The following is a 24109-nucleotide window of genomic DNA, read 5'->3' on the forward strand; positions in this document are numbered from 1 at the left end:
CCTGGCTGCCAGGCCCTCATGGATTGAATGTGCAGCGCGATGCGTTATGGCAGCTCGAACAGCCCTGCAGCACCCATGCCACCTCCGATGCACATGGCGATCACCACGTAGCGCACGCCGCGCCGGCGCCCCTCGAGCAAGGCGTGGCCGACCATCCGCGCACCGGACATGCCGAACGGATGCCCGATGGCAATCGCCCCGCCGTTGACGTTCAGGCGCTCGGCTGGGATCTGCAGGGCATCACGGCAGTGCAGGACCTGGCTGGCGAACGCCTCGTTGATCTCCCACAACCCGATATCGGCAATGCCCAGGCCAAAGCGCTTGAGCAGCTTGGGAATGGCGATCACCGGACCGATGCCCATTTCCTCCGGCGCGCAGCCACCGACGGCGATACCGCGGTAAATGCCCAGTGGCGTCAGGCCACGGCGACGCGCCTCGGCACGGCTCATCAGCAAGCTGGCGGCGGCGCCATCGGAGAACTGCGAGGCGTTACCGGCAGTGACGAATTCGCCCTGGCCGACCCACTTGCCGTCCTTCCACACCGGTTTCAGTCCGGCCAGATCTTCGAGGCGGGTGTTGGGCCGGTTGCACTCGTCACGGCTGACCTGCACGCGCTCATGTCCATTGGGCTGGCCGTCGGCGGCGAACAATAACTTGTCGACGCTGAGGCTGACGATCTCCTCATCGAACAGTCCATCGCGCTGCGCAGCGGCGGTGCGCAGTTGGCTTTGCAGGGAGTATTCGTCCTGGGCAGCGCGGCTGATGCCATAGCGACGGGAGACGATCTCGGCCGTCTCGATCATCGGGATGTAGGCGCTGGGCATCACCTGCAGTACCGCTTCGGACTGCGAGCGGTAGCTGTTCTTGTGCTTGTTCTGGGTCAGCGACAGCGACTCGACGCCGCCACCGATGGCGATGTTCATCTCGCCGCTGATGATGTTTTTGGCGGCGACGCCGATGCTCATCAGGCCCGAGGCGCACATCCGGTCCAGGGCCATGCCCGGCACGCTGTCCGGCAAGCCACCGGTGTAGGCGCAGAGCCGGCCGATGTTGTAGCCCTGGGTGCCCTGCTGCACGGCGGCGCCCATGATCACGTCCTCGACTTGCGCCGGATCGATCCCGGCGCGCTCGACCACCGCGCGCACCACATGACCGCCAAGCACCGGGGCCTCGGTGTCGTTGAACGATCCGCGGAACGACTTGGCCAGCGCGGTACGGGCGGTGGCGACTATGACGACTTCATTCTGGTCCATGACGGGCTCACTTGAAATGGGGGTTGAAGGTGTAGCGGCTGATGGTGTCGATCACGCAACCGGGACGGGCCTGGCCCTCGACTTCCACCGTGATGCGCACAATCACTTGCACGGCATCGCCCAGCAGTTCGGCGCGGATGATCCGGCCGCTGCCGCGCACCTGCGAATCGACCTTGACCGGCGCCGGAAAGCGCACGCGGTCGCTGCCGTAATTGACGCCCATCGCCATATTCTCGAGGGTCATCAGTTGCGGCATGAACAGGTTGGCCAGGGACTGGGTGAGGTAGCCGTGGGCAATGCAGGCGCCAAACGGGCCGCTGGCAGCGCGCACCGGGTCGACGTGAATCCACTGGTGGTCGCTGGTGGCTTCGGCGAACAGGTCGATACGCTGCTGGTCGATGGTCAGCCATTCGGTGTGGCCGAGGTCCAGGCCTTCTGCGCCGAGCAGATCTTCGGCAGAACTGAATACGTGGGTCATGGGCGGATCCTCATGCCTGCTGCGAACTGACGGACAGCACTTCGCCGACCATGTACGAGGCGTAGTCGCTGGCGAGGAACATCATCACGTTGGCCACTTCCCAGACTTCCGCCGCACGACCGAAGGCTTCGCGTCCGGCGAGGCTGGCGAGCAGTTCTTCGCTGGAGGCTTTCTTCAGGAAGTCGTGCAGGGCAATCGAGGGTGACACGGCGTTGATGCGTACGCCGAACTCGGCGGCTTCGAGGGCGCTGCAACGGGTCAGGGCCATCACCCCGGCCTTGGCGGCGGCGTAATGCGCCTGCTCCTTCTGCGCCCGCCAACCGAGCACCGAGGCGTTGTTGACGATCGCCCCAGCGCCACGGCGCTGCATGTGCGGGAGCATGGCGCGGGTCATGCGGAAGGTGCCGGTGAGTGTCACATCCAGCACCCGTTGCCACTCTTCGTCGCCCATCTCGACCACGCGTTTCTGGCCGCCGAGGCCGGCGTTGTTGATCAACACATCGACCCCGCCCAGCGCTTCTTCGGCGGCCGTCACCAACGCCTGGACTTCGTCCTCGACCGTGACGTTGCACAGCTGGCCGTAGATCGCCTGCAACCCGGTCTCGGCCTTCAGGCGCTCGACCGCTTCCTCGAGACGGCGCGGATGTACATCGGAAATCATCAGCGCCCGGCACCCCTCCTCGGCACTGCGCCGCGCCGCCGAATAACCAATCCCGGCACCGGCCGCCGCCGTAATCAACACCGACTTGCCGGCCAGCAACTGATGACCGGGCACATAAGGGGGGGCTTGTCTCACAGGGTCTACCTCCGAAGGAATCAATGGCGGTAGTTGAACCCGGGGGGTGGTGGGGGCACATCGTCAAAATGGGGTAGAAACCACTTTTGTAGGAGCTGGCTTGCCAGCGAAGCTTTCAGCGTTCTCAAGGACGCCTTCGCCGGCAAGCCGGCTCCTACAGGTCACAAAAATCTGCGATCACCCCTTGTAGGAGCTGGCTTGCCAGCGAAAGCAATCTTGTAGGAGCTGGCTTGCCAGCGAAGCTTTCAGCGTTCTCAAGGACGCCTTCGCCGGCAGGCCGGCTCCTACGCGGGTCAGCTACCCCAGACCCGCTGCGCTTTCGGCGCTTCGGCGAGGATGGCGTTTACCGCTTCGCCAATTTCCTCGACCTGCCACAACGCGCCCTTGTCGCGGGTGACGCCGGTGCGCCAGCCGTCGCCCAGGGAGATCCGCCCGCCCTGGCTTTCGAACACCTGGCCGCTGACATGGGCCGACGCCGGGCTGCCGAGCCACACCACCAGCGGCGCGACGTTCTCCGCGGCCCAGGCATCGAAGCTGCCGTCTTCGGGCTTTTTCACCACATCGGGCATCGCGCTTTCGGTCATTGAGGTGCGTGCGGCCGGGGCCAGGGCGTTGGCGGTGACGCCGTAGCGCGCCAGCTCCGCCGCCTGCACCAGGGTCAAGGCCGCGATACCGCCCTTGGCCGCCGAATAATTCGACTGCCCCACCGAACCCTGCAAGCCGGCGCCGGAGCTGGTGTTGATGATCCGCGCATCCACTGGCGTGCCGGCCTTGGCCAGGTCGCGCCAGCGTCGGCCGAGGATGTTGGCCAGGCAGTAATGCCCCTTGAGGTGCACGCGCATGACCATGTCCCAATCCTCTTCGCTGAGGCTGATGAACATGCGATCGCGCAGCACCCCGGCGTTATTGATCAGCACATGCACTTCGCCGAACGCCGCCAGGGCCGCATCGACAATGCGTTGCGCGGTGTCGAGGGTGGTGATGTCGTCGCTGTTGGCGATGGCCTGGCCGCCGTTGGCGCGGATCTCGCCGGCCACGTCTTCGGCGGCGTCGGCGCGGATATCGTTGACCACCACATTGGCGCCCTGCGCAGCGAAAGCCAGGGCGTAGGCGCGACCGAGGCCACCGCCGGCCCCGGTGATGATCACGGTGCGGTCTGCACAAATGGACATGCTTGACTCCTTGAAGACGAATGGGCCGAACGTCCGGAAACGCCGGCCAGAAAGGAAAAAATTACAAACGCTCGATGATCGTCACGTTGGCCTGGCCGCCGCCTTCGCACATGGTCTGCAGGCCATAACGGCCGCCGCTGCATTCCAGTTCGTTGAGCAGCGTGGTCATCAGGCGCGCACCGGTGGCCCCCAGCGGATGGCCGAGGGCAATCGCGCCGCCGTTGACGTTGGTGCGGGCCGGGTCGTAATCCAGCTCCTTGGCCCAGGCCATCACCACCGAAGCGAAGGCTTCGTTGATTTCCACCCGGTCGATGTCGGCCATGCTCAGGCCGCTTTTGGCCAGGGCCTTGCGGGTCGCGGCAATCGGCGCCGTGAGGTGCCAGATCGGATCATCACCCAGCACCGTCAACTGATGGATCCGTGCCCGCGGCGTCAGGTCGTAGCGCTTGAGCGCCGCCTCGGAGACCACCAGCAAGGCCGCCGAGGCGTCGCAGGTCTGGCTCGACACCGCCGCCGTGATCGACGGGAACTGCGGATCCACCGGTTGCAACTCGGCCATCTTCGCCAGGCTGCTCTGGCGTGGCGTCTCGTCCACCGCCAGGCCGTGGCAGCTGACGATTTCCCGGGCAAAGCGACCGCTGGCGGTGGCCGCCAGGGCACGCTCGTGGCTGGTCAGGGCGAAGGCTTCCATCTGCTCGCGGCTGATGTTCCAGTGGTCGGCAATCCGTTGCGCGGCGTAGAACTGATTCACCGGCTGCTGGCCGAAGCGCGCACGCCAGCCGACGCTGCCGGAGAACGGATCGCTGAAGCCCAGCGGCTGACCGGCGAGCATCGCCGAGGAAATCGGGATCTGGGTCATGGTCTGCACCCCACCCACCGCAACCACGTCCTGGGTGCCGCTCATCACCGCCTGCGCGGCGAAATGCAGGGCCTGTTGCGACGAACCGCACTGGCGATCGACCGTGGTCCCGGGCACGGTCAGCGGCAACCCGGCCGCCAGCCAACTGGTGCGGGCGATGTCGCCGGCCTGGGAGCCAATGGTGTCGACGCAGCCGAAGATCACGTCGTCGTAATCCTCGGCCGGGATCGCGTTGCGTTCCACCAGCGCCTTGAGCACATGGGCGCCGAGGTCGATGGCGTGGATCGCGCTCAGGGCGCCCTTGCGCTTGCCGGTGGGGCTGCGCAGGGCATCAACGATATAGGCTTGGGCCATGACTCATTCCTCGAAAGTATGTCCCGGCCCCAGGCCGGTAGCGTCGGCGAACAGGTAGTCGCTGACACGGGTCTTGTGAAAACCACGGTCGCCCCAGGACGCATCGAGGGCCCAGGCGCGCTTCATGAACATCTGCAGATCGACTTCCCAGGTGTACCCCATCGCGCCGTGTACCTGGATGCCCTTGCGCGCCGCGATCCAGCTGGCTTCGTTGGCCGCCAGTCGCGCTTGCGAGACCCAGGCGCCGGCATTCACATCGCCGCGGGCCAGGGCATGGGCGGCGCGGTACAGCACCGGCTTGGCCTGCTCGATGGCGCGGGCGACATCGGCCAGGTGATGCTTGACCGCCTGGAAGCTGCCGATCGGCTTGCCGAACTGCTTGCGCTGGGCCACGTAGTCCACCGACAGGTCGAGCATGCGTTGCGCCAGCCCGAGCAATTGCCCGGCCACCGACAGCGCCCCTCGGTCCAGCAAGCGCGCCTGCAACGCCCGACCCAATTCGCCACTGGCAATGCAGCTGGCCGGCGTCGGCGTCCAGGACACCTGCCCCAGGCGCCGTGACGCATCGATACTGACGTGGCTTTGCACATCCACTTGCGAGCGCGGCACCACGTGCACTTCATCGCCATCGGTGAGAATCAGCACTTCCGCCAACTGCGCATCGCTGACCAGCGCATTGACCGGGTGACTGATGGCCAGGCGCAGGCTGCCATCGGCGATGCGCGGCAGCAGTTCGGCACGGGCCGGATGCTCGCTCGGCAGCGCGGCGAGCAGGCCGGCGGCAACATAGGCGGTGTCGGCCAGGGAATCGGGAATCGCGTAGTAGCCCAGTTCCTGGGTCATCAGCGCCCAGGTGACGTCGTCCATGCCGAGGCCGCCTTCGGCCTCGGGCACCGACAGCGCGGTCAGGCCTTGTTCGGCGATTTTGTTGCGCAAGTCGCGGGAACGCCCGACATCGGTTTCCCAGATCTCGCGCAGCATCTCGGGGGCGGCTTCGGTCATCAGGAAACGACTGATGGCTTCGCGGAACGCCAGCTGGTCATCGTTGAAAGTGAAGTCCATGGCGGTTCCTTATTTCGGCAGGCCGAGCATGCGCTCGGCAATGATGTTGCGCTGGATCTCGTTGGTGCCGGCGTAGATCGGCCCGGACTGGGCAAACAGGAAGCCCTCCAGCCAACCCGCCGCGTCATCGGCCGTTGCGCCCTTGTTCACCAGCTCGCCGCGGGCGCCCAGAATGCGCATGGCGGTCTCGTGCATCTTCAGGTCCAGTTCCGACCAGATGATCTTGTTGATGCTCGACTCGGCGCCGATCTGCTCGCCACGACTCAGGCGCCCCACCGTGTAATAGGCCGACAAGGCATAGGCCTCGGCACCCATCCAGGTCTCCAGCACCGCATCGCGCAGGCCCGGATCGCGGTCGGCGCTGGCGCGGTGCGCCTTGTACAGTTCGACCAACTTGCGCGCGGTGGCCTGGAAGCGTGCCGGCGAACGCAGCAGCAGGCCGCGCTCGAAACCGGCGGTGGCCATCGCCACGTGCCAGCCCTGCCCGTCGGCGCCAATGCGATTGCCCACCGGCACACGCACGTCGTCGAAGAACACTTCGGCGAAGGCATCCTTGCCGTTGAGTGCCTTGATCGGCCGGATGCTCACGCCCGGCGTGTCCAGCGGCACCATGATGAACGACAGGCCGTGGTGCCGGCTCGAGCCCGGCTCGCTGCGGAACAGGCCGAACAGCCAGTCGGCATAGATCGCCCGGGTCGACCAGGTTTTCTGGCCGTTGATTACGTAATGATCACCGTCGAGCACGGCCTTGCTGGTGATCGCCGCCATGTCGGAACCGGCGTTCGGCTCCGACCAGCCTTGCGCCCACATGTCGAGGCTGGCGGCCATGCGTGGCAGGAAGCGGCGTTTCTGCTCGGCGGTGCCGAATTCCATCAGGGTCGGGCCGAGCAACAGCTGGCCGTTCTGGTTGACGCGCATCGGCGCGCCGGCACCGTAATACTCTTCCTCGAAAATCAGCCACTCGATCAGGTCGCAACCGCGCCCGCCGAGCTCGGCCGGCCACATCACCATCGACCAGCGGCTTTCGAACAGCTTGGCCTCCCAGGCGCGGTGCTGTTCAAAACCTTCGCGGGTGTCGTAGCTGGCCAGCGGCTCGCGCGGCAGATTGTCCGCCAGCCAGGCGCGGACTTCGGCGCGGAAAGCGTTTTGCTTGGGGGTGTAAGTCAGGTCCATGGGGTGATCTCAGAACTTGGCGTCGCGTTTTTCGACGAAGGCCCGGCGCGTTTCCGCAGAGTCCGGGCTGCTATAGGCCTGCATGGTGAAGCCCTGCTCCCAGCGGTATTTGTCCTCGAGGTTGCCGTCTTCGATGCCGTTCAGGGCTTCCTTGGCGATGCGGATCATCCCCGGGCTTTTCGCCGCGATTTTCGCCGCGATCTCAAGGGCGGTTTCGCGCAGTTGCTCCTTGCTGACAATGCGCTCGATAAAGCCGTACTGCAGGGCCTCGCGGGCGCCGATCTGCTCGCCGGTGAAGAACAGGTAGCGGACTTTTTGCACCGGGAACAGCCGCTGCAAATGCGCGCCGCCGCCCATGGCGCCACGGTCGACTTCCGGCAAGGCAAAGGTCGCGCACTCAGAGGCGATGACAATGTCCGCCGCCCCGGTGATGCCGATGCCGCCGCCGAGGACGAAGCCATGCACCGCGACAATCACCGGCACCGGGTTGCGGTGTACGGCCTTGAAGGTCGCGTAATTGCCGGCGTTGACCTCGACGATGCGCTCGGGGTGCTTGTCCAGCTCCTTGATGTCGACGCCGGCACAGAAGCCGCGGCCTTCGGCGCGAATCACGATCACCCGCACTTCGGGGTCGGCACCGAGGGCGTCGATCTGCCGCGCCAGGGCCTGCCATTCCTGGCTGTCGAGGGCGTTGACCGGCGGTTTGGCGATCACCAGTTCAGCGATGCCCTGATTGAGTTGTGTGCTAAAGGCCTGGTTCACAGGGAGGCTCCAATGCTGACGGGTGGATTCGAGGAAACGGGCTGACTGCGCGCCAGCAGCGCATCCAGGCACTGCTGGGCCTCGTTGGCGATGCCTTCGATGACTTCGCGGCAACTGAGCAATTCGCCGATGGCCGCAGCGACCTGGCCGCTGGGCAGGATGCCCTCGTCCGGCACGCCATCGACCATCGAGCGCTGCAACAGCACCGGCTGGTTCGCGGCCATGACCACCTGGGACAGTGCGGCCGGGTCTTCGCGCAAGGCGCGGATGAACACCGCCGCCATGTGCCCCAGGCTCATGCCGGTCTGCTGTTTCCACGACCAGGCGCTGCCCAGGGCAATGCGCAAACGGCCAAAGGCGCTGGCCCGCTCGAGGTGATTGATGAAGCGGTTTTCGATCATCCGGTGGCGCATGCCGTCCACCGCCAGGGTCACGCGCACCTGCTGCGGATCGTTGACCTTGAGGTAGCGTTCCAGGGTTGCGGCCGGGGTCGGCGATTCACGGGTCATCAGGAACCGCGTGCCCATGGCGATCCCGGCACCGCCGGCGGCCAGCACCGAGGCCAGGCCACGGCCGGTGGCGAATCCACCGGCGGCAATCACCGGCACCTTGACCGCCGCGAGCACCTGGGGCAGCAGGATCGAACTCGGCACGCCGCCGGTATGACCGCCACCCTCGCCGCCCTGGATGGTGATCAGGTCAGCCCCCAGTTCCACCGCCTTGATCGCGTGTTTCAAGGCGCCGACCGTGGGGATGCACAACACGTTGGCGGCCTTGAAGCGGGCGATGGTCTGTTTGTCCGGGCCACGGCCGTAGCTCACCGCGCGCAGGCGGTACTGGATCGCCAGGTCGACGCACTGTGCGGCGTTGTCCTGGAACATATGAAAGTTGAGGCCGAAATTACTCCCGCCAGTGGCGGCGATCACCTTGCGGATCTCGCCCTCCAGTTGGTCGCTGGCAATGGTCGCACCGGCGAGAAAACCAAAGCCGCCAGCCTCGGTGGTGGCAATCACCAGGTTGGCGTCGGCGACCCAGCCCATGGCGGTCTGCACTATCGGGTAGCGGCAGCCGAGGGCGGTGGTCAATGGCGTATCGAGCCAGCGGTTCATTGGCGCTCGCCCTCGGCCTGCTTGTTGGCCTGCGCCATGCCCTTGGCGTCGAAGCCCCCCAGCTTGTCGCCGGACAGCAGCTCGTTGTGGGCATGGGCAAAGTGGTGCCAGGCGAACACCGCATCCATGGCCGTGCGTTTACCCTGCAGGTCTTCGACGTGGTTGATCGCCTGCTTGGTCAGCGCCAGGCCCATGCGCGGCTGACGGGCGATGCCGGCGGCCAGGGCATAAGTCGCCTGTTCCAGCTCGTCGCGGGGCACCAGCCGATTGACCATGCCCACCGCATAGGCGCGTGCGGCGCTCATGCGGTCACCGGTGAAGAGGAATTCCTTGGCGATGCGCGGGTTCATTTCATAGGGATGGGCGAAATACTCCACCCCCGGAATGCCCATGCGCACCACCGGGTCCTGGAAGAACGCGTCGTCGCTGGCGACGATCAAGTCGCAGACCCAGGCCAGCATCAGCCCACCGGCCACGCAGGCACCGTGGACCATGGCGATGGTCGGCTTGGGCAGCTCGCGCCAGCGCCGGCACATGCCCAGGTACACCTCCTGCTCGCGGGCGTACAGCTGCTCGCCGCCGGGCTTGTTGGTGTGGTCCCACCACAGGTGCGCGCGCTCGAACGGCTTGTCGATGTCGCGCCCCGGGGTGCCGATGTCATGGCCCGCCGAGAAGTGCTTGCCATTGCCACGCAGGACGATGACCTTGACGCTGTCGTCGTCCACCGCCTGGCGCAGCGCGGCATCGAGGGCGTAAGTCATCTGCGAGTTCTGCGCATTGTTGAAGGTCGGCCGGTTCAGCGTCAGCGTGGCGATGCCTTCGGCCACGCTGTACAGCACCGGGGTGTCCGTCTCGTAGACGGCCTTGTCCTCGCGGACGATAAATTCACTGTCGCTGCTGTACATGGGCGTCTCCCTGGTTCAGGCCGTGCGGATGCCGGACGGATTACCCTTGATCGCCGAGGCGCGGTAGTCATGGGGATCGAGGCGACGAATCAGCGCCAGTTGCTCCGCAGTCGGGTGCGCGGTCTCGCGCAGTTGCGCCGACTTGAGCAACGGGAAGCCGGTGTTGTCCTGGACCTGTTCGAAGCTCACGCCGGGATGCAGCGACAGCACCTGCACCGCGCGTTCCGGGCCGTTGAAATCGAGGACGCAGAGGTCGCTGACCACCCAATGGATGTCCATCAGGTCGCGCCGCACACCCTGGGGCCAACGCTCGGCGCGGAAGCCGACGCCGGAGACCATGTCCACCTCGCCGCTGACGAATACCCGGCTGTTGTGGCTGGGAACGAAAAACGAATTGCGGTGGTTGATGCTGTTGCCGGGCAAGCCGCGCACGCCGAGGATCGCGGTTTTCGGCTTCTGGTAATCACCGACGCAGGACAGGTTGGTCTGGCCCCAGCGGTCGATCTGGGTCGGGCCGATCATCGCGTGGCGACGCCCGCCCCACACGCATTCGAAGACCCGCTCGAAGGACATGTAGCCGGAGTAACGCGGCACGAAGTCGCCACGCGGGCCGAGGGGGATCGGCTCTTCGACCAGGAACGCCTCGCTGTCGGTCATCAACAGTTCCGGGCTGTGGGTCAGTTTCGCCAGGCTGGCGCCCAGGCGCGGGATCACGCCGAGGCCGGAAGCGATCACTTCGCCGTTGCCGCGCCAGGCTTCGGAGGCGGCGACGATCATCAATTCAGCGAGGGTGAAATCACAGGTTGCAGACATAATCGCGAATCCTCAGAACACGGGAAGGGGCAAGGCGCCCATGGAAGCGGCACCGCCGTTCTGTGCCTGGTAGGCCTGCTCGCCGGCGGCGATGTAGGTCTGCACATAGTCCTGCCAGCCGTTCTCGGCCTGGCTGCTGGCGACATAACCCTTGAGGTGTTTCATGTCCCAGCCATAGTCCGGGGCGCAACTGGTCGGGTGGGCGCCGAGGGGTGCGTGCACCACGCCGCTGACCAGGTAGCGCTCGAAAGTGTTGCCACGGGCCTGCTCGGCCGTCAGCTCAAGACGCTCTTCGAGCTGTTCGCAGGAGACAAAGCACTGCTCGGCAGCGCGGGCGAACAGGTGATCGAAATACGGGTCCGGGCCGGTCACCAGGCAATTGCCCAGGCGGTCGGCGACGTTGACATGGAGGAACGCCACGTCGAGATTGAGTGCCGGCATTGCCAGCAACACCTCGCCATCGGTGTAAGGCGACTGGACGGTCTTGAGTTGCGGATTGAGGCGCGTCACGTCAGTGGCCAGGCCGCAGCGGGTCGGCAGGAACGGCAGGCGCATACCAGCGGCGCGCAGGCCCCACTGGAACATGCCTTCGTCGAGCTCCAGCAACTCCAGCTCGCCGGCCTCGCGGGCCTTGCGGTAGTAGGGTTCCAGCGGAATCGCATCGAGGGTGGCGAAGCCGAACACCAGCTTCTTGACCTTGCCGGCTGCGCAGAGCATGCCGACTTCCGGACCGCCGTAGGCGACCACGGTCAGGTCCTTGACCGGTGAACGCAGGATCTCGCGCACGATCGCCATTGGCTTGCGCCGCGGACCCCAGCCACCGAAACCGATGGTCATGCCATCGCGCAGTTGAGCGACCGCATCGGCCGCCGTCAGTTGTTTGTTCATCATGACAATCCCTTACTGTTGGCCGACCGAAAAGTCGTGCCCCCAAATGCTCACGCGGGTGAATTCGAATGCCGAGTGTTCGGCCCAGTCGACCTGCAGGCCGCCGTAGCCGTATTCCAGGTCGAAACCGGACGGCGTCTTCATGTAGAAGCTGGTCATGCGGTCGTTGAGGTGCTGGCCGAGGGTCGCCGACAGCCTGCCTTCATGGGCGCGCAGACGGTCGTGGGCGCGGCCGACTTCGGTCATCGAATCGACCTCGACCATCACGTGTACGCAACCCGACGGCACCGGGTATTCGGCCAGCGCCAGGCTGTGGTGGCGGGCGTTCTGGCAGTGCAAGAAGTGAATGCGGATCGCTGGCGCCGAAGGGTCGGGACGGAAGTTGAAAATGTCCGACAGTGCAAAGCCGAGCACGTCCTTGGCGAACGCCAGGGTCGCATCGAAATTCGGCGCCGGCAGCACGGTGTGACCCAGGCCCATGTCGCCGGTGATAAAACGCGGCACGCCTTGTGGCGAGACGAAGGGCAGGCAATCGGAGCGATGGCCCCAGCTCAGCTCGTGGACGTTGCCGGAGGGGTCAGTAACCTTCACCAGCGCCTGCACGCCCCGTTGCTCGATCTCGGCGGCGGTGCCTGGCTGGTGTTCGATGCCGTTGGCGTTCAGGTGCTCGAGGGCGGCCTTGAACGCCGATTCACTGGCCAGTTCCCAACCGGAGGCCAGGTAACGCGCTTCGCTGCCTTCGACGATCAGCATGCGAAACGGCCGCTCGTCCATCTTCACGTACAAACCACCGCCTGGCGCCGGCTGCACTTGCATGCCGAGCACGTCTTCGGCGTAACGCTGCCATTGGCTGAGGTTTTCGATCTGCGAGACGAAATAGCTCAAACCGCGAATGTCGATCATGCCTGGGTCCTCGTGGGCTGAAGGGCTTGCGTGGCGTGCATTGTGCAAAGCGCCAGGCCGGGCTTCATCGTCCGTTGAGACTAAGCATCGTCATGAGCCGCATACCCCCTCCCCTGTAGGAGCTGGCTTGCCAGCGAAGGCGGTATCACAGGCAACGGTGATGTTGAATGTGACGCCCCCTTCGCTGGCAAGCCAGCTCCTACGCAAGCCAGCTCCTACAGGGTCCGAGTCGTAGATCAATGCAACATCCACCACAGATCTGCAGGGCCTGCGCAAGGCACCACTCCTAGTCCGTTTTAATGATTCCAACCGCCCCCGCCCGCCCCAGACTTACCTCATCCATCCGCCTTGCAGAGACAGCCCCATGGAGTTCGCTTTTACCGAAGAACACCTGATGATTCGCGACAGTGCCGAGCGCTTCCTCGCCCAGGCCAGCGACTCGCATGCCGTGCGCGCGGCGATGAGCAGCGCGCACGGCCATGACCCCGAGGTCTGGCAACGGATCGGCCAGGAGCTGTACTGGCCGGCGCTGATGGTCCCGGAGCGGTTTGGCGGCATGGGCCTGGGGTTTGTCGAACTGGCGATCCTGCTCGAGCAAAGCGGGCGTTACCTGCTCGGCTCGCCGCTTTTCGCCACCGCTTGCCTGGCCACCCCGGCCCTGTTGCTGGGTGATAACGAGGCCTTGCAGGAGCATTGGCTGGGCGCGATCGCCGCCGGTGAAGCCCGTGCCACCCTGGCCTTCGCCAGCACCCCCGGACTCAGCGCCAGCAGTGTGCAAACCCTGGCACAACCTCAGCCCGACGGCTGGACTCTGGACGGCCAGTACGCGCAAGTGATCGATGGCGCCTCGGCCGACCTGCTGGTGGTCGCCGCCCGAACCCCAGGCACCCACGACGAAAAAGGCATCAGCCTGTTTGTGATAGCGGCCGACACCCCGGGACTGGTCCGCACGCCGCTGCCAACCCTCGACCAGACCCGACGCCTGGCGCGCATCGACCTGCAGCAGGTCAAGCTCAGCGAAGCGCAACGCCTGTGCGGCCCGGAACAGGGCTGGGCGGTGCTGCGCGACACCTTGCTGATCGCTACCTGCGGCCTCGCCGCCGAACAGACCGGAGGCGCGCAACAGGCCCTCGACCTGACCCTGGCCTACATCGGCGAACGCCGCCAGTTCAAGCGGACCATCGCCAGTTTCCAGGCGATCAAGCATCGCTGCGCCGACATGATGCTGCAGGTCGAATGCGCGCGTTCGGCGGCCTACTACGCCGCCTGCGTGGCCCAGGAACGCCTCGATCCGCAGGGTGACGCGGCGGTGATCAGTGAGCTCGAGCTGGCAGCTGCCACCGCGAAGATCCACGCCAGCGAAGGGTTTTTCCATTGCGCCAGCGAGTCGATCCAACTGCACGGCGGCGTCGGTTTCACCTGGGAATACGACCCGCACCTGTACTTCAAACGCGCCCGCGCCAGCGAACAACTGCTGGGGAATCCGGCGCTGCACCGCGAGCGCCTGGCCGCACATTTACTGGGAGAACACGCATGAAAATCGGATTCAGTGCTGCCGACGAGGCGTTCCGTGAGGAAGTCGCGCAATGGCTGGCCGAACACCTGAGTGGCGAGTTCGCGGCCTTGCGCTTTCGCGGCGGGCCGGGGGATGAGCACAGCTATCCCGAAGAACGCAAAGCCTGGGAGCGCGAGCTGGCCAGCGGCGCCTGGATCGGCGTGGGCTGGGCCAGGGAGCATGGCGGACGCGGTCTGTCGATCAGTCAGCAGGTGATCTTCCACGAGGAATACGCCCGCGCCGGCGGCCCGGGGCGCATGGGCCATATCGGCGAAGGCTTGGTCGGTCCGACCCTCGCCGCCTTCGGCACCCCGGCCCAGCAGCAACGCCTGTTGCCCGGGATCCTCGACGGCAGCCAGTACTGGTGCCAGGGCTATTCGGAGCCGGGTGCCGGTTCTGACCTGGCCAACGTGCAGACCCGCGCCCGACTGGACGACAGCGGCGAACACTGGCTGATCAGCGGGCAGAAGGTCTGGACGTCCCTGGCTCACGAGGCCGACTGGTGTTTCGTGCTGGCGCGCACCGAGCCGGGTAGCCAGGGGCATCATGGTTTGTCGTTCCTGCTGGTGCTGATGGCCCAGGACAACATCCGCGTGCAGCCGATCCAGCAACTGACCGGCACCAGCGAGTTCAACGAAGTGTTCTTCGATCAGGCGGTGACCCATGCCGACAATCTGATCGGCAAACCGGGCGACGGCTGGAAGATCGCCATGGCGCTGCTGGGGTTCGAGCGCGGGGTGTCGACGCTGGGCCAGCAGATGCAGTTCCAGAATGAGCTCGACGAAGTGATCCGCATCGCCCGCGCCAACGGTGCTGCCCAGGACCCGCTGCTGCGCCAACGCATCGCCCAGGCCTGGGCCGGGCTCAAAGTCTTGCGCTACAACTCGCTGCGCATGTTGTCCGGCCCGCAGGACGGCAACCTGGGGCGCGAAGCGATGATCTACAAGCTCGCCTGGTCCACCTGGCACAGCGACCTCGGCAAACTGGCCATGGACGTGCTGGGCGACGCCGCAGAAATCCTCGACGCCGCGCCCTACCAGCTCAACCGCCTGCAGTCGCTGTTCCTGTTCACTCGCTCCGATACCATCTACGGCGGCAGTAATGAAATCCAGCGCAATGTAATTGCCGAACGGGCGCTGGGAATGCCGCGGGAAGTGCGGGTCAACGGCTGATTGCAGGCGCGGGGTTGCGACGACTCGACTTGCTCGCGATGGGGCCGATTCATTCACCCTCACCGGTGACTGACACACCGCCATCGCGAGCAGGCTCGCTCCTACAGTTGGCCCACGTCGATCACAAATGCTGGATTCACTCCAAATCCCCTGTAGGAGCGGGCTTGCCCGCGAAGGGGCCGGTACATTCACCATCACCAGTGACTGACCCACCGCATCGCGAGCAGGCTCGCTCCTACAGTTTTGATCGCGGCCGAACACAGATTATGCATCCACCACAGATCCCCTGTAGGAGCGGGCTTGCCCGCGAAGAGGCCGGTACATTCACCATCACCAGTGACTGACCCACCGCATCGCGAGCAAGCTCGCTCCTACAATTTTGATCGCTGCCGAACACAGATTATGCATCCACCACAGATCCCCTGTAGGAGCGGGCTTGCCCGCGAAGGGGCCAACACATCCACCATCCTCGGTGACTGACCCACCGCATCGCGAGCAGGCTCGCTCCTACAATTTTGATCGCTGCCGAACACAGAATCTGCATCCACATAGATCCCCTGTGGGACCGAGCCTGCTCGGGAAGAGGCCAGCACATTCACCATCCTCGGTGACTGACACACCGCATCGCGAGCAGGCTCGCTCCTACAGTTTTGATCGCTGCCGAACACAGAATCTGCATCCACATAGATCCCCTGTGGGACCGAGCCTGCTCGGGAAGAGGCCAGCACATTCACAATCACCGGTGACTGTCACACCGCCTTCGCGAGCAAGCTCGCTCCTACAGGTCCGCTGCGTCAAACTCAGCGCACGCGGATCTTCGGATCACCTGCCCCGCGCCGCAGGGTGGTCAGGAAACCCTCCAGCGGTGCCGGTTCGGCGATGTGTGGCAAGGCGTCCTTGTCCGGGCGTTGGGCCCAGAACGCGTCCCAGGACGGGAACAGCTGGTGGAAGCTGCCGGCGTAGGGTTCGCGCCCGGGCCAGCGCATTTTCAGGCCGCCGATTGGAGGTTTGTTCAGGTCGGTGGCGTACCAGTAGCACGGCAGGCGGCGGCGGAAGCACCAGCGCCCGTCGATCCGCTCATAGTCGTCCCAGTAGAGCATCTGCATGATCACCCACTCAGGCCCGGTCTCATGCTCGTTCTTCGAATAGACCACGCCAGTGGCATGGTCGGCATCGCTGAACTCGATGATGTGCTGGCCCAGATGGTGGGAAGTGCCATGGAATTGCTTGCGCATGGTTTCATCCAGCCACACCTTGAGGTGCGCGCGACCGCTCTTGTCGCGACCGACCCGCACGTCCGGGGCGAAGCAGTTGGCCATGGCGTCCATGTCGCGCATGTCCAGGGCCAGCGCGTACTTGCCGGCCAGTTGGCGGATCGCGTCCAGCGATTCCAGGCGATCGATGCGTGCCAGCAGGCTGTCGTTGTCCAGGCTCATCAGTCGAACACCGTGTACAGGTCCGAACCGCGCCCGCCATCCACCGCCAGGCTGGCGCCGGTGACGTACGACGCCTCATCGCTGGCGAGGAACAGAATCGCGTTGGCCAGCTCCACCGGCAAGCCGACACGCTTCATCGGGATGACCTTCTCGGTGTTGCCGCGCGCCTTGGCGTCGCTCAGCATGCCGGCGGTGGCCGGCGTATCGACCACGCCAGGAATGATCACGTTGCAGCGGATATTGTCCGGCGCGCCTTCGCTGGCTGCCGCACGGCTGAAGTTGATCACTGCCGCCTTGGCCGCCGAGTAACCGGCCATCCATGCGGTGCCGAACAGGCCGCAGATCGAGGCAATATTGACGATCGATCCACCACCCTGGGCCTTCATCAACTGCATCGCCGTGCGGGTGCCGAAGAAGGTGCCGTCGACGGTGGTGGCGAAGTTGGCGTGCCAGTCGGCGGTGCTCATGCTGTCGATGCCGCCCCAGGTGTAGGCCATGGCATTGTTGACCAGGATGTCCAGACGGCCGTGACGCTGGGCCGTGGATTGCAGCGCCGCGACGTAGGCCTGCTCGTCGCTGACGTCGGCCACGGCGATCTCGGCCTGCCCGCCCAGCGCCTGGATTTTCTCCTGTACGCCCTGCAGTGGCTCGATACGGCGGCCGCACAGGACCACCGTGGCGCCTTCCTCGGCGAAGCGCAGCGCGGTGGCCTCGCCGATGCCGGAACCGGCGCCGGTGACGAAGGCAATTTTTCCTTGCAGACGGTTGCTCATAGTCGTGTCTCCCCGATCAGATAAAGGCCATGCCGCCGTTGACGGCAACGTTCTGCCCGGTCATGAAACTGGCGTCTTCGCTGGCGAGGAACACCGCGACTTTGGCAATTTCATCGGTCTCGCACATGCGCCCCAGCGGCACATTTTTCAGCAGCGCCTGCATGTACTCATCAGGGATGCCGGCCATCATCGGCGTGTTGGTCGGGCCCGGCACCAGGGTGTTGACGCGAATGCCGCTGGCCGCCAATTCGCGGGCGATGGAACGGGTCAGGCCCATCACCGCAGCCTTCGAGGCGCAGTAGTGGCTGGGACCGTCGCCGGTCAGCGCGGCGGTGCTCGACAGGTTGATGATCGCGCCCTTGCGACCGCCCTTGATCATCAGTTTGGCGCCTTCACGGCAGCACAGGAAGGTCCCGCCGAGGTTCACCCCGATCACCCGCGCCCAGCTGTCGTCAGGGGTTTCGAGGAAGCTGTCGAGGGCGCCGACGCCGGCGTTGTTGACCAGCAGATCGAGGCCGCCGAAATGCGCTTCGGTCTGGCCCATGGCATCGGCCACGGACGCACTGTCGGCGACGTTGCAGGCCAAGGCCAGCACCTGGTCGCCGAGGTCGGCGAGGCTTTCGGCCAGGGCCGCCTGGTTCAGATCCACAGCCACCACCTTGGCGCCCTCGGCGACAAATCCACGGACGATGGCCTGGCCCATGCCCTGCCCGGCGCCGGTCACAAATGCCACTTTATTGAGTAACTTCATCAGCAATCTCCAGATGTGCAAATACGCTGCGACCCGCTGCCCGTGCAGTGGCGCCGTCCCCTGCATGATTAGCGGCCAGGGTCGGCGCCGGCATCGTCCGATGGGACTAGCGCCGCGTGGTCTGAACGGACGATGCCGGCAGCGCCACCCGGGGCGAGCATGCACAGAGCACATCGCCTCGGGTGCAGCGTTCCCCTTCAACAGCGCGGCCGAGGCGACTGTGCTCTCCCATTCGCAGAACCTGGAGTACCCCATGAATCAACCCGTAGACCTGCCCCTGCCCATCGGCCATTACGCGACGCTGCCCAACAGCGGCTTGCGCCTGCATTACCTGGACGAAGGCACCGGCCCGGTGGTCCTGTGGCTGCACGGCAGCGGCCCGGGCGCCAGTGGCTTCAGCAACTTCAAGGGCAACTTCCCGCAGTTTGTCGCCGCCGGTTATCGCAACATCGTCCTCGACCTGCCGGGTTTCGGTCGTTCGGACAAGCCCGAAGACGTGCAGTACCACCTGGATTTTTTCGTCGACTGCGTGTCGGCGTTTCTTGAGGCGATCGGCGTGCGTCGCTGCACCTTGCTGGGAAACTCGCTGGGCGGGGCGATCGCCCTGGGCCTGGCGCTGCGTCAGCCGCAACTGGTGCAGAGCCTGATCCTGCTGGCGCCAGGCGGAGTCGAAGAACGGGAAACCTACTTCCAGATGGCCGGCATCCTGCGCATGGTCAGCCTGTTCAGCGCCGGTCCCATCGGCATGGACGAGATGCGCAGCATGATGCGCCTGCAGCTGTTCGATGACTCGATCCTGCCGGACAGCCTGCTGCAGGAACGGGTGGCGGTGGCGGTGACCCAGCCGAAGAATCTGTTCAGCACCATGCTGGTGCCGAACATGGAAACCCGCCTGGGCGAGATCCAGTGCCCGATCCTCGGTTTCTGGGGCAACAACGATCAGTTCAACCCCATCAGCGGCGCCCAGCGCATCATCGACGGCGCGCCGAATGCGCGCTTCGTGGTCCTGAATCGCTGTGGGCATTGGGTCCAGGTGGAACACCGGGAACTGTTCAACCGCAGCTGCATTGATTTTCTGCAGAACGGCTGATCCCAGGCACGACGTTGACCCTGTAGGAGCTGGCTTGTCGGGACGCCGCATCGCAGCGAAGAGGCCGGCACATTCAACAACTGCTGTGCCTGACATTCCGCCTTCGCTGGCAAGCCAGCTCCTACAGGGATTTACGTTTTACTTGAACCCGTATCAACCCCCCGCCGGCTGCCGATTCAGCTCCGCATCCCCAGGCGGATTCAGCACACAGGAGGTCCCGCCCGGGGTGTACATCATCGCCACGCAGCGGTTGCAGGCGGTGCAGATCGAGTCGCGACTGGCGCCGCTGGCGAGTTTGTCGACGTAGTCATTTTCCGCCAGCAGCACCCGACCCATGGCGACCAGATCGAAGCCCTCGGCCATGATCCGCTCGATGCTCGCCAGGCTCTTCGCCCCACCCAGATACGCCAGCGGCATCTTCACCGCCGCCCGCACCTTGCGCGCATGCTCCAGTAGATACAGCTCGCGGAACTCGACGGTCGGCTCGGTGCGACGCTGGATCGCCATGGCCATGGCGATGATCTTGTTCTTCTGTTGCACGCGGTTTTCCTTGGGGAACGAGGAGCCGAACATGGTGGTGATCGATTCCGCGTTCATCCCGGCGCTGAGCACCAGCAGGTGCGCGCCCTCCTCCTCCAGCATGCGCGCTATCTGCGCCCCGTCTTCAGCCGTGTTGCCGGCCCGCGCGCCCTCGGTGACGCTGTACTTGCAGATCACCGCCATCTCGTGGCCCACCGCATCGAGCACCGCCCGCAGCACCCGGCGCGGAAAGCGCAGGCGGTTTTCCAGGCTGCCGCCGTACTGGTCGCGACGTTTGTTGTACATCGGTGAAATGAACTGGCTGAGCAGGTAGCCGTGGCCCATGTGGATTTCCACCGCATCGAAACCGGCCTGGCGTGCCAGCCGTGCGCCCTGGGCGAAGTCGCGGATCACCTGCTGCATGTCGGCTTCGTTCATCTTCTGCTTGAGGAACATGCCGCTCATCATGCCGATCTTGTTGAAGCCACCACTGGCCGACAGCGGTCGCTTGGTCGAACGCTCGCGGATAAAGGTAAAGCAGCCGCCGTGGGTGATCTGTGCGCTGACCAGGCCACCGGCCTGGTGCACGCCCTCGGTCAGCGCGCGAAAGTGCGGCAGGCTGGACTGGCTGAGGGTCAACTGGTTGGGCAAGGTGCGCCCGTCGTCGCTCACCGCGCAATAAGCGACAGTGGTCAGGGCGGTGCCACCGGCAACCAGCGCCGAGTGCAGCTTGACCAGTTGCTTGGAAGGCACGCCACCGGCGCTCATGCCCTCGTTGGTGGCGGCCTTGATGAAGCGGTTTTTCAGGGTCAACGGGCCGATCTGCACAGGGCTGAACGGTGACGGGGTCGGACGTGAGTTCATGACAGGCCTCTCATTATTGTTATGGCTGAAACAAGACGGCGACGTCACAGGGTGACGCCGCCGCGATCATCAGAAGCTGTACTTGGCGTTGAGCGACAGGTAGTCGCGGTCCGCCAGCAAGCGGCCCTGGGCGACATCCGGCGAACTCAGGTAGGCGACATAGGTCATGCCGATCTGGAAATTACCCAGGTACTTGAAGTCGCCGCCCACGGTCAGGCGCTTCTCGTCACGGCCCAGGCCCTGGTAGGCACTGCCGTCGACGTTCTGGGTCCACACCACCTTGGTATTCAGGTCGAGGCCGGTGGCCACCGACGGGTAGTCCATGTAGGCACCGATGCCAAGTAGGGTCGAGCCGCGGGTCTGGGTGTCCGATTCGAAGTTGTCGAAGGTGCCGTCAACCCCAGGCCCGCCGCCGCTGATGGTCAGTGTGTCGACCCCGGCGATGTGCTGGTGCACCACTTCGGCCATGAAGGTGGTCTGCTGCGCCAGCATGCTCGGGCCGAGGATGTAGGAGGTGTTGAGGTTGCCCTGCCAGATCTGCCCGGTAGTCGGCGCACCGTTGTCCAGGTACACCGAGGCGCCGTCGCGGTAGCTCAGGTCGCCGGCGTACTGCACCGAATCGCCGACCTTGGAACTGAAGCTGATACCGGTCAGCTTGACGTCCTCGAAGTAGCCCAGGCGATAGGTCATCGCCTCGCCGGTGTGGCCGATGTTTTTCAGCGATGAGTAACGGGTGCTGCCGCTGAAGTCGAAGAACATCGAGCCGACGCGCTCGTTGTAGCGATAGTGGAACAAGCCGACCTCGGTGTTTTCGGTGATCCGATAGCGCACCCCCAGGCCCCATTGGCCGCTGTCGCTGGCGTCCTTGTCGCCGGCAAAGGCCACCGCCGCGCCGTTGGGCAGGCTGCTGACCTGGCCGCTGCCGAGGCGATAGAACTCGGCGCCCGGACCGAAGGTGTCGCTGCCGAAATAATCGCCCACCGGGTTCAGATCAGTCTTCTCCCACTCGTACTGGTAGTAGCCCACCAGCGCCAGGTCCTCATTCAGCGACCAGGAGCCCGAGACCTGGCCCACCGGCAGGTAGGAGTCCTTGGCCTCGGTGCCCGGCACGTTGAACTTGGTCGCGTCCACCGGCGCCTGGCCCTGGCTGATGTTCGACCAGAACAGGCTCTCGCCCCAGGCCACCAGGTGCCGACCGGCCTTGAGCGACAGGTACTGGGTCTCGCCGACATCGAAGTTGCCGTAGACATAGGCGTCCAGCAATCGCGCGCGACCACCGCTGAGTTCGCGGGTCTTGTCGCTGAAACCGTCGTTGTGGCCGAGCTTGTTCACGGTGTCCGGCGAGTCGTTGGCGTTGCGCTGGTGATAGGCATCGTCATAGAAATGACTGCCGCGCAGGACTGCGCCGAGGTTGTCGTGGCGCAACTGCAATTCGCCGAACAGGCTCAGGCGATTGTTGATCAACGAACCGCGCTTGAAGTTGCGCGTGCCGTCGTCATTGTTCGGGTCGTTGAGGTACTGGTTGGCCTGTTTGGCGGTGCGCATGGAGGCGGTGTAGTTGACCGTCAGGGTCGAATCCAGGGTGGTGTCCTCGCCCAACTGCAGGCTTGGCCCGGCGCTGGCCGCGGCACTGCCCAGGGTGATGGCGGTGGCTAATAGCGTGCGACCGCACGCCGGCCTCCCCGAACGACGCGCAACCGTGTTTCGCGTAAACATGCTCCTCTCCTTTTTGTTGTTGTGGTTACTGGTGCCGTCACAGCCTGAGAAAAACCGCCGGTGGGCACATCGTCCGTTTGGTGAAACCTCCTCGTCTCAAGCCGCCGCGTCGGCCAGCGCCGCGCGCAATTCGTTCTTCGCCACCTTGCTCGACGGGTTGAGCGGCAAGGCGCTGAAGAACCGCACCTGGCGCGGCACCTTGTAATTGGCCATCTGCTCCCGGCTCCAGGCGATCAATTGCGCCTCGTCCAGCAACGCGCCGTCGCGCAACACCACGCAGGCACAGCCGACCTCGCCCATGCGCTCGTCGGCTATGCCCACCACCGCGACCTGGGCGATGGCCGGATGGCGGATCAGCGCCGCTTCGATTTCCGCCGGGTAGCAGTTGAAGCCGCCGACGATGAACATGTCCTTGAGGCGGTCGGTGATGATCAGGTTGCCGGCGGCGTCGAGACGCCCGACATCGCCGGTGTGCAGCCAGCCGTCGGCGTCGATGGCTTCAGCGGTGGCCTGGGGGTTCTGGAAATAGCCCTGCATGATGTGGAAGCCGCGCAGGCAGATTTCCCCGGTCTGACCGGCGTCCAGCGCCTGGTTCTCAGGGTCGCGGATGCTCACTTCGGTGCCGGCGATCGGACGGCCGCTGGTGCCGGCGATGACCTGCGCCGAGTCCTGCGGATCGCAGATGGTCGCCAAGCCGCCGCACTCGGTCAGGCCGTAGGCGGTGGTGACCACGGTAAACCCCAGCTCGTTGCGCATGCGTTCGATCAGGCTCGGCGGAATGCTCGCCGAACCGGTGACGGCGATGCGCAGGCTCGACAGGTCGGTCTGCTTGAGTTGTGGATGGGCCAGCAGCGACAGGTACAGGGTCGGCGCACCCGGCAGCACGCTGATGCGCTCGCGAGCGATGCGCTGGAACACCTGCTCGGCATCGAACACCGCATGGGGCAGGATGGTCGCCCCGCCGATCAGGCAGGTCAGCCAGCCGGCCTTGTAGCCAAAGGCGTGGAAAAACGGATTGACGATCAGGTAGCGGTCGCCCGGCACCAGGCCGATGACCTTGACGTATTCGCTGAAGGCCCGCAGGTTCTGGCCATGGCCGCTCATCACGCCCTTGGGTTTGCCGGTGGTGCCGGAGGTGAACAGCAGGTCGCACATGGCCTCGGGCCCGATCTCCAGGGCGCGCTGCATGGCACGCTCAGCATCGACGGTCGCGGCACCCAGCAGGAATTGTTCAAGGCTCAGGTCCGAGGCCAGCGCCGGTTCATCGCCTTCGAAAATCACCAGATGCTCAAGGCTGGCCGGACGATAGTCTGCCAGCAGTGCCGGGTAGTCGACGTCGAGGAAGCGCTGCTGGACAAACAGTACCCGGCAGCCGCTGCGCTCCAGCACATCGGCGGCCTCCTGGCCTTTCATCCGGGTATTGATCGGCACCAGCACCGCGCCGGCGCACTGAATGCCCAGCGCGGCGAGAATCCACTCGGCGCTGTTCGGCGCCCAGATGCCGACACGGTCCCCGGCCTGAATGCCCAGGGCCATCAAGCCCCGGGCAAAGGCCATGACCCGTTCGGGCAACTGGGCGAAATCGATGCACTGGCCGTTGTCCTCGATGGCGGTACGCCCGGCAAAACGCTCGGCGCTGGCGAACACCAACTGGGCCAGGGTGACAGGGGGTGCGGCAGGGTTCAGGCTCTGATTCATCGTGGGCT

General features: G+C 65.1%; 22 protein-coding genes. 3 read left to right on the forward strand and 19 right to left on the reverse strand.

All coding sequences use genetic code 11. The annotated features are described in order from the left end of the window. Positions 1-44: 44 nt before the first annotated feature. From ACZYR5_RS25285 to ACZYR5_RS25345, 13 genes are all read right to left on the reverse strand, one after another. On the reverse strand, positions 45-1253 hold the full coding sequence (locus ACZYR5_RS25285; RefSeq protein ID WP_489092129.1) for an acetyl-CoA C-acyltransferase: 1209 nt from the start codon (positions 1251-1253) through the stop codon (positions 45-47). Between the two features lie 7 nt (positions 1254-1260). Continuing rightward, positions 1261-1731 carry a MaoC family dehydratase gene (locus tag ACZYR5_RS25290; protein WP_489092130.1) on the reverse strand — a complete coding sequence of 157 codons (471 nt, stop codon included), beginning with the start codon at positions 1729-1731 and terminating at the stop codon, positions 1261-1263. A gap of 10 nt (positions 1732-1741) precedes the next feature. Further along, the gene (locus ACZYR5_RS25295; protein WP_489092131.1) at positions 1742-2527 is read right to left on the reverse strand and encodes an SDR family oxidoreductase; all 786 of its coding nucleotides are present in this window, start codon (positions 2525-2527) and stop codon (positions 1742-1744) included. A gap of 293 nt (positions 2528-2820) precedes the next feature. Beyond that, the gene (locus ACZYR5_RS25300) at positions 2821-3699 is read right to left on the reverse strand and encodes an SDR family oxidoreductase (protein ID WP_489092132.1); all 879 of its coding nucleotides are present in this window, start codon (positions 3697-3699) and stop codon (positions 2821-2823) included. Positions 3700-3760: 61 nt separating this feature from the next. Next, positions 3761-4912: an acetyl-CoA C-acetyltransferase gene (locus ACZYR5_RS25305; protein WP_489092133.1), complete on the reverse strand. Its 1152-nt coding sequence runs from the start codon at positions 4910-4912 to the stop codon at positions 3761-3763. A gap of 3 nt (positions 4913-4915) precedes the next feature. Next, the gene (locus ACZYR5_RS25310) at positions 4916-5974 is read right to left on the reverse strand and encodes an acyl-CoA dehydrogenase family protein (RefSeq protein WP_489092134.1); all 1059 of its coding nucleotides are present in this window, start codon (positions 5972-5974) and stop codon (positions 4916-4918) included. Between the two features lie 9 nt (positions 5975-5983). After that, positions 5984-7147, reverse strand: coding sequence for an acyl-CoA dehydrogenase family protein (locus ACZYR5_RS25315; RefSeq protein ID WP_489092135.1), 1164 nt, complete (start codon positions 7145-7147; stop codon positions 5984-5986). A 9-nt stretch (positions 7148-7156) separates the two neighbouring features. Next, positions 7157-7909 carry an enoyl-CoA hydratase family protein gene (locus ACZYR5_RS25320; protein ID WP_489092136.1) on the reverse strand — a complete coding sequence of 251 codons (753 nt, stop codon included), beginning with the start codon at positions 7907-7909 and terminating at the stop codon, positions 7157-7159. Beyond that, on the reverse strand, positions 7906-9018 hold the full coding sequence (locus tag ACZYR5_RS25325; RefSeq protein WP_489092137.1) for an NAD(P)H-dependent flavin oxidoreductase: 1113 nt from the start codon (positions 9016-9018) through the stop codon (positions 7906-7908). The genes ACZYR5_RS25320 and ACZYR5_RS25325 overlap by 4 nt, the downstream gene beginning before the upstream one ends. After that, on the reverse strand, positions 9015-9923 hold the full coding sequence (locus tag ACZYR5_RS25330; RefSeq protein WP_489092138.1) for an enoyl-CoA hydratase: 909 nt from the start codon (positions 9921-9923) through the stop codon (positions 9015-9017). Before ACZYR5_RS25330 ends, ACZYR5_RS25325 begins: the two co-directional genes overlap by 4 nt. A 15-nt stretch (positions 9924-9938) precedes the next feature. Further along, the gene (locus ACZYR5_RS25335) at positions 9939-10736 is read right to left on the reverse strand and encodes a CoA-transferase subunit beta (protein ID WP_489092139.1); all 798 of its coding nucleotides are present in this window, start codon (positions 10734-10736) and stop codon (positions 9939-9941) included. Between the two features lie 12 nt (positions 10737-10748). Then, positions 10749-11624: a CoA transferase subunit A gene (locus tag ACZYR5_RS25340; RefSeq protein WP_489092140.1), complete on the reverse strand. Its 876-nt coding sequence runs from the start codon at positions 11622-11624 to the stop codon at positions 10749-10751. Positions 11625-11636: 12 nt separating this feature from the next. Next, complete coding sequence (locus tag ACZYR5_RS25345) at positions 11637-12527, reverse strand: VOC family protein (protein ID WP_489092141.1); 891 nt, start codon at positions 12525-12527, stop codon at positions 11637-11639. A 364-nt stretch (positions 12528-12891) separates the two neighbouring features. Between ACZYR5_RS25345 and ACZYR5_RS25350 the strand changes: the two genes are divergently transcribed. Further along, positions 12892-14064: an acyl-CoA dehydrogenase family protein gene (locus ACZYR5_RS25350; RefSeq protein WP_489092142.1), complete on the forward strand. Its 1173-nt coding sequence runs from the start codon at positions 12892-12894 to the stop codon at positions 14062-14064. Continuing rightward, complete coding sequence (locus ACZYR5_RS25355; protein WP_489092143.1) at positions 14061-15254, forward strand: acyl-CoA dehydrogenase family protein; 1194 nt, start codon at positions 14061-14063, stop codon at positions 15252-15254. The genes ACZYR5_RS25350 and ACZYR5_RS25355 overlap by 4 nt, the downstream gene beginning before the upstream one ends. Before the next feature lie 800 nt (positions 15255-16054). On the opposite strand, the gene ACZYR5_RS25360 is transcribed toward ACZYR5_RS25355, so the two are convergent. From ACZYR5_RS25360 to ACZYR5_RS25370, 3 genes are read right to left on the reverse strand one after another with little or no spacing between them, the layout of a single operon-like run. Next, positions 16055-16690 carry a nuclear transport factor 2 family protein gene (locus ACZYR5_RS25360; protein WP_489092144.1) on the reverse strand — a complete coding sequence of 212 codons (636 nt, stop codon included), beginning with the start codon at positions 16688-16690 and terminating at the stop codon, positions 16055-16057. Then, positions 16690-17463, reverse strand: a complete 774-nt coding sequence (locus ACZYR5_RS25365) for an SDR family NAD(P)-dependent oxidoreductase (protein ID WP_489092145.1) — start codon at positions 17461-17463, stop codon at positions 16690-16692. Before ACZYR5_RS25365 ends, ACZYR5_RS25360 begins: the two co-directional genes overlap by 1 nt. A 16-nt stretch (positions 17464-17479) precedes the next feature. Next, entirely contained in the window at positions 17480-18214 is a 735-nt protein-coding gene (locus ACZYR5_RS25370; RefSeq protein ID WP_489092146.1) for an SDR family NAD(P)-dependent oxidoreductase, read from the reverse strand. Between the two features lie 253 nt (positions 18215-18467). On the opposite strand from ACZYR5_RS25370, the gene ACZYR5_RS25375 reads away from it, so the two are divergent. Next, the gene (locus ACZYR5_RS25375; protein ID WP_489092147.1) at positions 18468-19304 is read left to right on the forward strand and encodes an alpha/beta fold hydrolase; all 837 of its coding nucleotides are present in this window, start codon (positions 18468-18470) and stop codon (positions 19302-19304) included. A gap of 153 nt (positions 19305-19457) precedes the next feature. Here the strand turns inward: ACZYR5_RS25375 and ACZYR5_RS25380 are convergent, their stop codons facing one another. From ACZYR5_RS25380 to ACZYR5_RS25390, 3 genes are all read right to left on the reverse strand, one after another. Next, positions 19458-20687 (reverse strand): NADH:flavin oxidoreductase, encoded by a 1230-nt coding sequence (locus ACZYR5_RS25380; RefSeq protein WP_489092148.1) that lies wholly within the window; start codon positions 20685-20687, stop codon positions 19458-19460. A 69-nt stretch (positions 20688-20756) separates the two neighbouring features. Continuing rightward, on the reverse strand, positions 20757-22403 hold the full coding sequence (locus ACZYR5_RS25385; protein ID WP_489092149.1) for a DUF1302 domain-containing protein: 1647 nt from the start codon (positions 22401-22403) through the stop codon (positions 20757-20759). A gap of 96 nt (positions 22404-22499) precedes the next feature. Continuing rightward, positions 22500-24101 (reverse strand): FadD3 family acyl-CoA ligase, encoded by a 1602-nt coding sequence (locus ACZYR5_RS25390; RefSeq protein ID WP_489092150.1) that lies wholly within the window; start codon positions 24099-24101, stop codon positions 22500-22502. Between the last annotated feature and the right edge of the window lie 8 nt (positions 24102-24109).

Source organism: Pseudomonas sp. F007, assembly GCF_057814275.1.